This is a genomic window from Nocardioides sp. (assembly GCF_025965415.1).
GTDB lineage: Bacteria > Actinomycetota > Actinomycetes > Propionibacteriales > Nocardioidaceae > Nocardioides.
On sequence record NZ_JAOPWY010000185.1, the window covers coordinates 46,849 to 59,012 of the forward strand.

General features: G+C 72.9%; 15 protein-coding genes. 5 read left to right on the plus strand and 10 right to left on the minus strand.

All coding sequences use genetic code 11. The annotated features are described in order from the left end of the window. Positions 1–66 precede the first annotated feature (66 nt). Complete coding sequence (locus tag JWN97_RS19320) at positions 67–903, plus strand: alpha/beta fold hydrolase (RefSeq protein ID WP_297626754.1); 837 nt, start codon at positions 67–69, stop codon at positions 901–903. On the opposite strand, the gene glpX is transcribed toward JWN97_RS19320, so the two are convergent. From glpX to JWN97_RS19345, 5 genes are read right to left on the minus strand one after another with little or no spacing between them, the layout of a single operon-like run. Further along, positions 868–1,872 carry a class II fructose-bisphosphatase gene (gene glpX, locus JWN97_RS19325; protein WP_297626757.1) on the minus strand — a complete coding sequence of 335 codons (1,005 nt, stop codon included), beginning with the start codon at positions 1,870–1,872 and terminating at the stop codon, positions 868–870. The genes JWN97_RS19320 and glpX overlap by 36 nt on opposite strands. 10 nt (positions 1,873–1,882) lie before the next feature. Beyond that, complete coding sequence (locus JWN97_RS19330; protein WP_297626760.1) at positions 1,883–2,890, minus strand: ABC transporter ATP-binding protein; 1,008 nt, start codon at positions 2,888–2,890, stop codon at positions 1,883–1,885. Beyond that, positions 2,887–3,678 (minus strand): ABC transporter permease, encoded by a 792-nt coding sequence (locus tag JWN97_RS19335; protein ID WP_297626763.1) that lies wholly within the window; start codon positions 3,676–3,678, stop codon positions 2,887–2,889. The genes JWN97_RS19330 and JWN97_RS19335 overlap by 4 nt, the downstream gene beginning before the upstream one ends. After that, a complete protein-coding gene (gene modA / locus JWN97_RS19340; RefSeq protein ID WP_297626766.1) occupies positions 3,675–4,436 on the minus strand; it encodes a molybdate ABC transporter substrate-binding protein in 762 nt (253 codons plus the stop codon). Before modA ends, JWN97_RS19335 begins: the two co-directional genes overlap by 4 nt. Continuing rightward, entirely contained in the window at positions 4,433–4,840 is a 408-nt protein-coding gene (locus JWN97_RS19345) for a helix-turn-helix transcriptional regulator (protein WP_297626769.1), read from the minus strand. The genes modA and JWN97_RS19345 overlap by 4 nt, the downstream gene beginning before the upstream one ends. A 165-nt stretch (positions 4,841–5,005) precedes the next feature. Between JWN97_RS19345 and JWN97_RS19350 the strand changes: the two genes are divergently transcribed. Then, complete coding sequence (locus JWN97_RS19350) at positions 5,006–5,542, plus strand: DUF4245 domain-containing protein (RefSeq protein ID WP_297626774.1); 537 nt, start codon at positions 5,006–5,008, stop codon at positions 5,540–5,542. A gap of 8 nt (positions 5,543–5,550) precedes the next feature. On the opposite strand, the gene JWN97_RS19355 is transcribed toward JWN97_RS19350, so the two are convergent. Beyond that, entirely contained in the window at positions 5,551–5,751 is a 201-nt protein-coding gene (locus tag JWN97_RS19355; RefSeq protein WP_297626777.1) for an exodeoxyribonuclease VII small subunit, read from the minus strand. Then, positions 5,744–7,009 carry an exodeoxyribonuclease VII large subunit gene (gene xseA / locus JWN97_RS19360; protein WP_297626780.1) on the minus strand — a complete coding sequence of 422 codons (1,266 nt, stop codon included), beginning with the start codon at positions 7,007–7,009 and terminating at the stop codon, positions 5,744–5,746. The genes JWN97_RS19355 and xseA overlap by 8 nt, the downstream gene beginning before the upstream one ends. Positions 7,010–7,066: 57 nt before the next feature. Here xseA and JWN97_RS19365 point away from each other — a divergent pair, with 57 nt between their 5' ends. Next, positions 7,067–8,110: a 4-hydroxy-3-methylbut-2-enyl diphosphate reductase gene (locus JWN97_RS19365; RefSeq protein ID WP_297626783.1), complete on the plus strand. Its 1,044-nt coding sequence runs from the start codon at positions 7,067–7,069 to the stop codon at positions 8,108–8,110. Between the two features lie 5 nt (positions 8,111–8,115). Beyond that, positions 8,116–8,739 carry an L-threonylcarbamoyladenylate synthase gene (locus tag JWN97_RS19370; RefSeq protein ID WP_297626786.1) on the plus strand — a complete coding sequence of 208 codons (624 nt, stop codon included), beginning with the start codon at positions 8,116–8,118 and terminating at the stop codon, positions 8,737–8,739. 18 nt (positions 8,740–8,757) lie between these two features. Here the strand turns inward: JWN97_RS19370 and JWN97_RS19375 are convergent, their stop codons facing one another. The 3 genes from JWN97_RS19375 to JWN97_RS19385 all read right to left on the minus strand — a co-directional run bounded on the left by JWN97_RS19375 (position 8,758) and on the right by JWN97_RS19385 (position 11,438). Continuing rightward, complete coding sequence (locus JWN97_RS19375; RefSeq protein WP_297626789.1) at positions 8,758–9,204, minus strand: DUF6542 domain-containing protein; 447 nt, start codon at positions 9,202–9,204, stop codon at positions 8,758–8,760. A 22-nt stretch (positions 9,205–9,226) separates the two neighbouring features. After that, positions 9,227–10,399, minus strand: a complete 1,173-nt coding sequence (locus tag JWN97_RS19380; RefSeq protein ID WP_297626792.1) for a DNA recombination protein RmuC — start codon at positions 10,397–10,399, stop codon at positions 9,227–9,229. 76 nt (positions 10,400–10,475) lie between these two features. Next, positions 10,476–11,438, minus strand: coding sequence for a helix-turn-helix domain-containing protein (locus tag JWN97_RS19385; RefSeq protein ID WP_297626795.1), 963 nt, complete (start codon positions 11,436–11,438; stop codon positions 10,476–10,478). A gap of 72 nt (positions 11,439–11,510) precedes the next feature. Here JWN97_RS19385 and JWN97_RS19390 point away from each other — a divergent pair. Continuing rightward, positions 11,511–12,164, plus strand: a 654-nt coding sequence (locus tag JWN97_RS19390) for an MFS transporter (protein ID WP_297626798.1), incomplete at its 3' end; no start/stop codon positions are given.

Sequence of the window (12,164 nt, forward strand, 5' to 3'; positions counted from 1 at the left end):
CCCAAAAGAATGCAAAGTGAGCGACGTCCCCCATTCCGTAGGGGCTCTGGGCTAGGTTCGATGATTGTGACCCAGCGCACAGTGGCGGCTTTCCTGACGCCTGAGGGCTTCTCCCAGCCCTCGGCGAGAGCCGTGCTGCGCGAGGGATCGCTGGTCACCGAGGCTGGTCGCTACGCGCTCCAGGCCCTCAGCTCGCGCGGCACACGACGCCGTACGCCCTATGGCGGGCACCCCGTCCGCGCCGCCGAGCCCGTGCTGCTGGTCCCCGGCTTCCTGGCCGGCGACTCCTCGCTCGGACCGATGAGCCGGACCCTGCGCCGCCAGGGCTTCCGCACCTACCGCGCCGACATCCGCGCCAACGTCGGGTGCACGCTCGCCGCGGCCGCCCAGCTGGAGGAGCGCCTCGAGGAGATCGCCCAGCGCCGCGGGTCGCGGGTGCGGATCGTCGGCCACAGCCTCGGCGGGATGCTGGCGCGTGGCGTAGCCGCCCGTCGTCCCGACCTCGTCGCGGGCATCGTCACCCTGGGCAGCCCGATGCTGGCGCCCGGCGCCCACCACGCCTCGCTCGCGCGCAGCGTCGACCTGCTGGTGCGCCTCAACCGTGCGGGGATGCGCAACCTGATGGCCGAGGACTGCGTCGCCGGGCGCTGTGCCCAGGAGAGCTTCGACCAGGCCCGGGCCGCCCTGCCCGCCGGCGTCGACTTCACCGCGATCTACTCCCGCCGCGACGGCATCGTCGACTGGCGCGCATGCATCGACCCGGCCGCCCGCCCGGTCGAGGTGCGCTCGTCCCACGTCGGGATGGCGTTCGACCCCGTCGTCATCGCCGCGGTCTCGGCGGCGCTGCGACCGGCTGTGCCGGTGGTGTCAGCCGTCGAGGTCGATCGTGGAGAGATCGCGTAGCTTCGAGAGCCGGTGCTCGGCGGTGATCGAGCGCACCGTGCCGCTGCGCGAGCGCATCACCAGCGAGTGCGTCGTCGCTCCGTCGCCGCGGTAGCGCACGCCGCGCATCAGCTCGCCGTCGGTGATGCCGGTGGCCACGAAGAAGGCGTCGTCACCGGTGACCAGGTCGTCGGTGCCGAGCACGAAGTCGGCGTCGAGGTTGTGGCCGGCGTCGAGGGCGCGCTGGCGCTCGTCGTCGTCCTGGGGCCACAGCCGACCCTGGATCTTGCCGCCGACGCACTTCATCGCGCAGGCCGCGATGATGCCCTCCGGGGTGCCGCCGACCCCGAGCATCAGGTCCACACCGGTGTCGGGGCGGGCCGCCATGATCGCGCCGGCCACGTCGCCGTCGGTGATGTACTTGATGCGCGCCCCGGTCTCGCGGATGTCCTCGACGAGGCGGGCATGGCGCGGCCGGTCGAGCAGCACGACGGTCACGTCGTGGATCGAGAGCCCCTTGGCCTTCGCCACGCGGGCGATGTTCTCCTTCACCGGCAGCCGGATGTCGACGTGGTCGGCGGCCTCGGGGCCGGTGACCAGCTTGTCCATGTAGAAGACCGCGCTGGGGTCGTACATCGAGCCGCGCGGCGAGACGGCGAGCACCGAGATCGCGTTGTTCATGCCCTTCGCGGTGAGGGTGGTGCCGTCGATCGGGTCGACCGCGACGTCGCACTCCGGACCGGTGCCGTTGCCGACCTCCTCGCCGTTGAAGAGCATCGGGGCGTTGTCCTTCTCGCCCTCGCCGATGACGACCGTGCCGCGCATGCCGATCGAGGAGATCATCACGCGCATCGCCTCGACCGCGACGCCGTCGGCGTCGTTCTTGTCGCCGCGACCCACCCAGCGCCCGGCCGCCATCGCGGCCGACTCGGTGACCCGCACCAGCTCGAGGGCGAGGTTGCGATCGGGCTTGAGGTCGCTGGTGCTCATGGTGCGCATGCTAGCGGCCGGTGTGGTCCGTCCCGCCGCGTGCTCCGTAGCGGCTCACGGCCGTCGCCTTGGTCGAGAGCCAGACCTCGCGGCCGGGCACCAGGGCGAGCTCGGTGGCCGCGGCGGGGGTGAGGTCGGCGAGCAGGTCGGGGGAGGCGTGCACCAGCAGGCGTACGGCGTCGCCGTGCGGCGCCAGCGTGGCGATCGGGCCGCGCCAGCGCAGCCGGCTCGACCCCTCGGGCTCGGACAGGGAGACGACGACGGCGTCGGGCGTGAACGCGATCAGGTCCTCGCCGTCGGTGACCAGGTTGAGGCCGACGAGGCGCGCGACGTGGGGCGTGCGGGGCTCCGCGGCCACCTCGGCCGGTGGGCCCACCTGCGCCACCTCGCCGTCGTCCAGCACCAGCACCCGGTCGGCCAGGGTCAGCGCGTCGATCGCGTCGTGGGTGACCAGCAGCGCGATGCCCGGGAAGTCGCGCAGGTGCTGGCCCAGCTCGATGCGCAGCGCCATCTGGACCGACACGTCGAGGCCCGTGAACGGCTCGTCGAGCAGCAGCACGTCGGGGTCGGTGGCGAGTGCCCGCGCGATCGCGACGCGCTGGGCCTGCCCGCCCGAGAGCTCGCGCGGCTTGCGGTGGGCGAGATCGGGGATGCCGAAGCGCTCGAGCCACTCGCGGGCCACGGCCTCGGCCGGAGCCCGCTTGACGCCACGGGCGCGCAGGCCGAAGGCGACGTTGTCGAGCGCGCTCAGGTGCGGGAAGAGCAGCTGTCCCTGGAACACCAGCCCGACGCGGCGCTCGCGGACCGGCACGGCCAGCAGGTCGGTGCCGCGCAGGTGGGCGTGGCCCTCGACGTCCACCAGGCCGGCCAGCGCGTGGAGGAGGGAGCTCTTGCCGGCGCCGTTGGGGCCGATGACCGCCAGCACCTCGCCCGGCTCGACGGTGAAGGCGGCGTGCACCCGGTCGGCGACCCGGAGGTCGGCCACGAGCTGGTCGGTCGCGGTGCCCGGGGCCTTCACGGGGTCCCCATCCAGTGGTCGCGCAGCGCCACCAGCACGCCGATCGAGACGAGCAGCATCACCAGGCTCAACGAGAGCGCGGCGTCCTGGTCGGCCTGCCGGGTGACGTAGATCAGCGTCGGCATCGTCTGCGTCGTGCCGGGGTAGTTGCCGTTGAAGGTGATCGTCGCGCCGAACTCGCCCAGCGACCTCGCCCAGCCCAGCACGGTCCCCGCGACCACGCCGGGCACGGCCAGGGGCACGGTGACCCTCCGGAAGGTCGTCCAGCGGGTCGCGCCCAGCGTCGCGGCAGCGTCGTCGTACCTCGGGTCCGCGGAGCGCAGCGCCCCCTCGATCGCGATGACGACGAAGGGCATCGAGACGAAGACGTGGGCCAGGACGACGCCCCACGTGGTGAAGGGGAACGCGAAGCCGGTCCAGTCGAGCAGCGGCTCGCCGAGCAGGCCCGTACGTCCGAAAGCGCTGCGCAGCGCCACCCCGGCCACCACCGGCGGCAGCACCAGGGGCACCGTCACGAGCGCACGTAGAGCGCCCCGTCCCCGGAAGTCGACGCGCGCCAGCAGCCAGGCCAGGGGGAGGCCGAGCAGGAGGCAGAAGACGATGGCCGCCGTCGACGTCACCAGCGAGAGGCGCAGCGCGTCGAGCGCCGCACGCGAGGTCAGGTGCTCGGGGAGCTCGCGCCAGTGGGTGCTGGCGACCATCGCCACCAGCGGCACGAGCAGGAGCAGCGCGGCCAGGGCCGCCGGCACCATCAGCAGGGCGGGCGGCCGACCGAGCCGGTCCCTCACGGGCTGCCGAAACCGGCGTCCGCGAGGATCGCCCGGCCCTCCGGCGACGTCACCCACGCGACCCAGTCTGCGGCAAGGTCGGCGTCCTGGGACTGCTCCAGCGTCGCGGCGTAGTAGGACGTCAGGTTCTCCTCGGCGCCGGGGATCTCCACCGCCTCGACCTCGTCACCGGCCGCCACCGCGTCCGTGGCGTACACCAGCCCGGCGTCCGCCTCGCCGGAGATCACCTTGTCGAGGGTGGCGCGCACGTCCTCCTCGAGGCTGACCGGATCGGCGGTGATCCCGGTGGCCTCGAGCACCGCGAGCGCGACCTTGCCGCAGGGGACCTCGTCGGCGCACCGGACCCAGGTGGTGTCGGTCAGGTCGTCGAGCGAGCCGATGCCGGCGGGGTTGCCCTTGGGTACGACGATCGTGAGGACGTTGGTCGCGAAGGTCTCGACGTCACCGGTGACACCGGCGTCCTCGGCGAGGCCCATCGAGGTGGAGTCGGCGGTGGCGAGGACGTCGCCCGGGGCACCGTCGGCGACCTGCTCGGCAAGGTCGGTGCTGGAACCGAAGGAGAAGGTCACGTCCACCCCGTGCTCCTCCTCGAACGGGGTCGCGAGCTGTTCGAAGACGTCGGTCAGCGACGCGGCCGCGAGGACGGTGAGGGTGCCGGCGTCGGCCTCGTCGGCCGACCCCGCGTCGCCGCCCCCGCAGCCGGCGAGCGGCAGCACGAGGACGAGGGACACGAGGGTGGCCTTCAGGGTGTGCCTCACGACGGGACCTCCACGATGACGTTGGTCGACTTCACGCTGGCGATGGCGCGCACGCCCGGCTCCAGGCCGAGCTCCTCGGCGGCGTCGCTGCTCATCAGCGACACCACCCGGTAGGGGCCGCAGATCATCTCCACCTGCGCCATCACCTGGTCGCGCTTGACCCGGGTGACGATCCCGCTCATCCGGTTGCGCGCGCTGACCGTGCTGGCCCGCGTGCGGTCGCGCTCGGCGACCTCGCCGGACTCGGCGAGGTGCTCGGCGAACGCCGCGAGGTCCGGACCGGAGACGGTCGTGCGGCCCTCGGTGCGCTGCGAGGGGATCCGCCCGGCGTCCACCCAGCGGCGCACGGTGTCGTCGCTGACGGCCAGGATCTCGGCCGCTTCCGCGATTCGGTAGGTGATCACGGCGTCAGTATGCCGCACCTGCGGTTGTCTGGTGTCCCTGCCTCCGAACCTGCGGTTTCACCGTCCCGTCCCCTGGCTCGGTAGTCCGCATCAATTGGCTCCCGCCTGGGCCCTGGGACAGAGCCATGTGATGCGGACTATCGGGCGGCTGGGAGGATGGGCCGCGTGAGTGAGCAGCCGAGCCGGTACACCCGCTCCTTCAGCGGCATGATCGGCGCGCTGATCGTGACGGTGCTCTTCGTGCTGGCCTTCGTGCTCTGGCGCGGGCTCTTCCGAGGCGACGCCGACGACACCCCGGTGGCCGTCGACTGGCAGGCCAGCGTGGCGCTCGCCGACGAGGCAGACCTGCGGGTCGTGCACCCGCGCGAGCTCCCCGCCGGCTGGACGGCGACCAGCGTGGACCTTCGGGCCGGCGACGAGCCCCGGTGGGGCCTCGGGGTGCTGACCGAGGACGGCGACTTCGTCGGCATCCGCCAGGAGGACGCCTCGATCGGCGACCTGGTCGAGCAGTACGTCGACGAGGAGGCCGAGGCCGGCGACGATGCGAGCATCCCGTCGGCGGTCACCGACACGTGGCAGACCTTCTCCGACAGCGGCGGGGACCACGGCTACGCCACCGAGATCGGCGACGAGTCGGTGCTGGTCTACGGCTCCGCGCCGGTCGCTGACCTCGAGACCTACCTCGGGCTGCTCACCCGCTGATCAGCTGATCAGTCCTCGGACTCGGGACCGATCGCCTCGTCGAGCCGCTTGCGGGCGCCGTCGAGCCACTCCTGGCAGACCTTGGCGAGCGCCTCGCCGCGCTCCCACAGCGCGAGCGACTCCTCGAGCGTGGTGCCACCGGCCTCGAGGGTGCGGACCACCTCGATGAGCTCCTCGCGTGCCTCTTCATAGCTGGGGGCGTCAGTCATCGGGGTCCTCCTGCGGGTGGTCGGGGGTGAGGGCGTCCGGCTCGACGCGGTCGGTGGTGGCGTGGATGCGGCCGTCGGCCACCCGCACGGAGACGGCGGCACCCGCCGCGGCCTGCGCGACCGAGGTGACGACGTGGCCGTCGGCATCCTGGAGGACGGCGTACCCCCGCTGGAGCGTGGCCAGCGGCGAGAGCGCCTGCGCCCTCGCGCGCTGGTGGCCGATGTCGTCGGCGGCGCGGTCGAGGCGGTGGGAGAGCGTGCGGCGGGCGCGCGCCAGCAGCTCGTCGAGCTCGTCGGAGCGCGCGGTGAGCAGGTTGCGCGGGTCGGCCATCGCGGGCCGCGACCGGACCTGGGCGAGCCACTCCTGCTCGCGCGCGATGCGCTGGGTGATGACCTGGCGCAACCGGTCGCGCGCCCAGGTCACGCCGTGGGCCTCCTCGGCGATGTCGGGCACGACCAGCTTGGCGGCGTCGGTGGGGGTCGAGGCGCGGACGTCGGCGACGAGGTCGAGCAGCGGCTGGTCTGGCTCGTGGCCGATCGCGGAGACGACCGGCGTGCGGAGTGCGTGGACGACGCGGACCAACGCCTCGTCGGAGAACGGCAGCAGGTCCTCGATCGACCCGCCTCCGCGCGCCACCACGATGACGTCGACCTCGGCGTTGCGCTCGAGCTTCTGCAGCGCCTCGATCACCTCGGCCGCGGAGCGCTGGCCCTGCATCGCGGCGTAGGCCACCTCGAACCGCACGGCCGGCCAGCGACGCCGCGCGTTCTCCAGGACGTCGCGCTCGGCGGCGCTGTTGGGGGCGGTGACCAGGCCGACCCGACCGGGCAGGAACGGGAGGTCGCGCTTGAGCTCCGGGGCGAAGAGGCCCTCGGCGGCGAGCAGCTGGCGGCGGCGCTCCAACCGCGCCAGGAGCTCGCCGATGCCGACCATCCTGATCTCGCGCGCGGCCAGCGAGAAGGAGCCGCGGTTGGCGTAGAAGCTCGGTCGCGCGTGCACCACCACGCTGGCGCCCTCGACCAGGGGCGGGTTCATCGAGTCGAACAGCGACCGCGCGCAGGTGAGGGTCACCGAGATGTCGGCGACGGTGTCGCGCAGCGTCATGAAGACCGTGTTGACGCCCGGACGGCGGTTGACCTGGGCGATCTGCCCCTCGACCCACACTGAGCCGAGCCTGTCGATCCACTGCGTGACCGCATTGGCGACGGCGCGCACCGGGGCCGGGGACTCGGCCGTGGCGTCGCGGAGGGAGGGCACGCGGCGAGGATAGGCGAGGCGACCGACGCCGGTGGCCCGGCCCGTAGACTCGCCCCCATGACCCTTCGACACGACGCCGCTGGCGCGTCGTCTGCTCAGGCCGGCGCCACCGACCTCGGCCTTCCTCCCGTCCTCGACCCCGAGAGCGCGAAGAACGTGCTGCTGGCGGCCCCGCGTGGCTACTGCGCCGGCGTGGACCGGGCCGTGATCACCGTCGAGAAGGCGCTCGACCTCTACGGCGCGCCGGTCTACGTCCGCAAGCAGATCGTCCACAACAAGCACGTGGTGGCCAACCTCGAGTCGCGCGGCGCGATCTTCGTCGAGGAGCTCGACGAGGTGCCCGAGGGCCGGACCGTCGTCTTCTCCGCGCACGGCGTCTCGCCGGCCGTGCACGCCCAGGCCGCCGACCGCGGCCTCAAGACCATCGACGCCACCTGCCCGCTCGTCACCAAGGTCCACCACGAGGCTCGGCGCTTCGCCAGCGACGACTACGACATCCTGCTCATCGGCCACGCGGGCCACGAGGAGGTCGAGGGCACCGCCGGCGAGGCGCCCGACCACATCCAGCTGGTCCAGAGCCCCGACGACGTCGCGGGCATCGTCGTACGCGACCCCGCGAAGGTCGCCTGGCTCTCGCAGACCACGCTGAGCGTCGACGAGACGCTGGAGACCGTCGCCGCGATCCGGGAGAGGTTCCCGCTGCTGCTCGACCCGCCGAGCGACGACATCTGCTACGCCACCCAGAACCGCCAGCTCGCGGTCAAGGAGATCTCGCCGACCGCCGACCTGGTGATCGTGGTGGGCTCGCGCAACTCGTCCAACTCCGTGCGACTGGTCGAGGTGGCGCTGGAGGCCGGCGCCAAGGCGTCCTACCTCGTGGACGACCACACCGAGATCGAGGAGTCCTGGCTCGACGGCGTCGACACCGTTTCGGTCACCTCCGGCGCGTCGGTGCCCGAGGACCTCGTGGAGGGCGTGCTGGCCTTCCTGTCCGAGCGCGGCTACCCCGATGCCCGCGCCGTCCACTCGGCGGAGGAGTCGCTGATCTTCGCGCTGCCCCCCGAGCTGCGCCGCGACCTCCGGGCCGCGCAGAGGGCCTGAGCACGATGGCCCGCTACCTCGACATCCACCCCGACAACCCGCAGCCGCGGCTGGTCGCCCAGGTCGTCGAGGCGCTGCGAGACGACCAGCTGATCGCCTACCCGACCGACTCCGGCTACGCCCTCGGTGCCCAGCTCGGCAACCGTGCCGGCCGCGACCGGATCCTCCGGATCCGCGAGCTCGACGACCGCCACCACTTCACCTTGATGTGCAAGGACTTCTCCCAGCTCGGGCAGTTCGTCCACGTCGACAACGCCGCCTTCCGTGCGATCAAGGCGGCCACCCCGGGGCCCTACACCTTCATCCTCCCGGCGACCGGTGAGGTGCCCAAGCGGCTGATGCACCCCAAGAAGCGCACCGTCGGCGTGCGCATCCCCGACCACACGCTCGTCTGCGCGCTGCTCGAGGAGCTCGGCGAGCCGATGCTCACCAGCACGCTGATCCTGCCCGGCGAGACCGAGGCGCGGACGATGGGCTGGGAGATCAAGGAGGACCTCGTCCACGTGGTCGACATCGTCGTGGAGTCCGGCGAGGTGACCGCCGAGCCGACCACGGTGATCGACTGGTCGGAGGCCGAGCCCGTCGTCGTACGACGTGGGGCGGGCGATCCCGAGCGCTTCGAGGCCTGACGGTCCGAGGACGGCGGCTCAGCCGGCGGACTGGCCGAGCTCGCGACTCAGCTCGGTGGCCATGTCGGCCTCGCCCTCGCGGTGCAGCCGCCAGGCGAGCCAGCACAGGCACAGGGCGTAGCCGATGAACAGGGCGATGCCGTGGGTGGCGACGCCCGAGACGACGGCCTGCAGGACGCTGTCGGCGGGATCGGCGATCGCGCCGCGGGCGACCAGGGCGATGAAGCCGAAGACCGCCGTCATCAGCACCGGCGGCAGCAGTGCCACCAGGAAGAAGTCGCGACGGCGCACCAGCGCGGCCAGGCCCAGGCAGAGCACCATGAAGCACAGGTCGAAGAACAGCGTCAGGCGGCCGACGAGCAGCACGTCGATGGTGACCGCGGTGAGCGTGACGGCGATGCCGAGGGTCACCACCTGCCGGCCGGGCTCGCGCCCGACCTCCCAGAACGCCTCCGCCTGAGTCACGTCCCTCAACCTAGGACCGACCTCAGGCACCCTCGGCGCGGCGCGCCGGAGGGTGATCCGCCTGCTGGGCGAGCAGGTCGTCGAGCGTGGGGTCGTCAGTGATGCTCCCGAGGCCGTCGAGGGCGGTCAGCTCGGTGGCGGTCAGCTCGGGGGCGGCCAGGGACCGCGGGACGGTCTCGACCTGGCGTGGCTCGGCGAGCGGCTCGGAGGTCACGCCGAGGTCGGCGAAGCGGCGCGCGGAGACCAGCACCCGGCCCTCGAGCGAGCCCATCGCCTGGTTGTAGGCCACCACGCTGGCGTTGAGCGAGCGACCGACCCGGTCGAGGTGGCCGGACATCGAGGCCAGGCGCGCGTGCAGCTCCTGCCCCAGCCGCTGCACCTCGTGGGCCTGGGCGTTGAGGACCTCGTGCTGCCAGCCCTGGGCGACGGTGCGCAGCAGCGCGATCAGCGTCGACGGGGTGGCGAGGACGACGTTCTTGGCGGCTGCCTGCTCGACGAGGTCGGGCACGGCTTGCAGCGCGGCCTGGAGGATCGCCTCACCCGGCACGAACAGCACCACGAACTCGGGCGTGCCCGGCAGCGCCTCCCAGTAGCGCCGGGAGCCGAGGTCGCCGATGTGCGTGCGCATGTGCTCGCCGAGCCTGGTGAGGGCCCCGTCGTGCTCGGCCGGGTCGTCGGAGCCGGTCAGGTCGAGGAAGGCCGCCAGCGGCGCCTTGGCGTCGACGGCGATCGTGCGGCCGCCGGCGAGCGTGACCACCAGGTCGGGGCGCAGCCGCCCGTCGTCGATGCGGACCTGCTCGGCGAAGTCGCAGTGGTCGACGAGGCCGGCGAGCTCGACGGTGCGGCGCAGGTGCAGCTCGCCCCACTGCCCGCGCACCTGCGGCTTGCGCAGCGCCGTCGCGAGGGTGGTGGTCTCGCGCCGCAGGGTCTCGGTGGAGTGGCGCATGTCGGCCACCTGCTGGTGGAGCTGGGCCTGCCAGGCGACCCGGTCGTGCGCGAGGTCGCTGAGCTGGTCCTGGAGCCGGTCGAGGCCGTCCTGGACGACGGCGTGCTCGGCCACGCGCTGCTGCAGGGCCGCCATGGCCGGGTCGTCGGCGGAGCGGCTGCGCGCCCAGAGCACACCGATCAGTGCGCCCAGCGCGAGACCGATCGCGAGCACCAGGGCCAGGACCAGCAGGAGGGGGAAGGTGTCCATGGATCCAGCATGGGGGCGACCACCGACATCACGCGTAGGACCACGCGAGGAACGAGCGCGTCGAAGTCCGTAGACCTCAGCCCCGGAACGTACGCCGATAGGCCGAGGGCGAGACCCCGACACTCGCCCGCAGGTGCTGGCGCAGCGACGCGGCGGTGCCCATCCCGGCCTGCGCCGCGACCTGGTCCACCGGCAGGTCGGTGGACTCGAGCAGGTGCTGGGCGTGGCGGACCCGCTGCTGGGCGACCCACGCTCCGGGGGACTGACCGGTCTCCTCGCGGAAGCGGCGGGTGAAGGTGCGCACGCTCATCGACGCCTGCAGTGCCAGGGTCGTCACGTCGAGCGGGCGGTGGAGGTGGGCCTGGGCCCAGGCGCGTACGTCGCCGGTGGTCTCGTCCGCGCGGCCCGGCACGTGGCGCTCGATGAACTGCGCCTGGCCGCCGTCGCGCCAGGGCGGCACGACCATGTGGCGGGCGACCGCGTTGGCGACGGCGGTGCCGTGGTCGCGGCGCACGAGGTGCAGGCAGAGGTCGATGCCGGCGCTGAGCCCCGCCGACGTCAGCACCCGGCCGTCGTCGGTGAAGAGGACGTCCTCGTCGAGCGCGGCGGCGGGGTAGAGGCGGCGGAAGTCGTCGGCGTACTTCCAGTGGGTCGTCGCACGGTGCCCGTCGAGGATCCCGGCCGCGGCGAGCACGAAGGCCCCGGTGCAGATGGAGACCCACCGCGCGCCGGCGGGCACGGACGCGAGCGCGGCACGAAGGTCGTCGGGGAGCGTGCCCTCGCGGCGCGGACCCGCGACCTGGGTGCCGGGGACGATGACGGTCTCGGCGGTGACGAGGGCCTCGGGCCCGGCCGAGGGGGCGATGGCGTAGCCCCGGGTCGCGGTCACCGGGGCACCGTCGACGCTGACGACCCGGACGTCGTAGAGCAGGCGGCCGTCGTCGTCCACGGCCTCGCCGAGGACCTGCGGCGGAATCGTCAGGTCGTAGCCGATCACCGGGGGGATCGCGAGCACGACGACGCGGTGCGGTGAGTGCATGGCCGAATCCTTGCACATGTTGGCATTTCGGCCACTCGTGGACGGTGACGGCGGTGCACCACACTGGTCCGCGTGACGACGACCAGCGCCTCCACGCCCGCATCCCCGGGACCCGCGGGCCGCCCCGAGGGCCTGCACTGGGCCTGGGTCGTCGCGGCCGTCGCGTTCGTGACCCTCGTCGGCGCCGCGGCCTTCCGCTCCGTGCCCGGCGTGCTGATCGAGCCCCTGCACGAGGAGTTCGGCTGGTCCCACGGCCTGATCGGCTCGGCGGTGTCGCTCAACCTGATGCTCTTCGGCCTGATGTCGCCGTTCGCGGCGGCGCTGATGGACCGCTTCGGCGTCCGCCCGGTCGTCACCTTCGCGCTCCTCATGGTCTCCGTCGGCAGCGGGCTGACCGTCTTCATGTCCGAGCCCTGGCAGCTGATCCTGTGCTGGGGCCTGCTGGTGGGCCTGGGCACCGGCTCGATGTCGATGGCTTTCGTCGCGACGATCACGAGTCGCTGGTTCGTCGCGCGCCGCGGCCTGGTCAGCGGCATCCTCACCGCGGGCAACGCGACCGGCCAGCTGATCTTCCTGCCCGTCGTCGCGTGGCTCGCGACCCACCACGGCTGGCGTACGGCGGCGCTGCTGGCCGCGGCCGCCGCCCTGGCCGTGATCCCGCTGGTCCTGCTCCTGCTCCGCAACCACCCCGCCGACCTCGGGCTGCGGGCCCTCGGCGCCACCGAC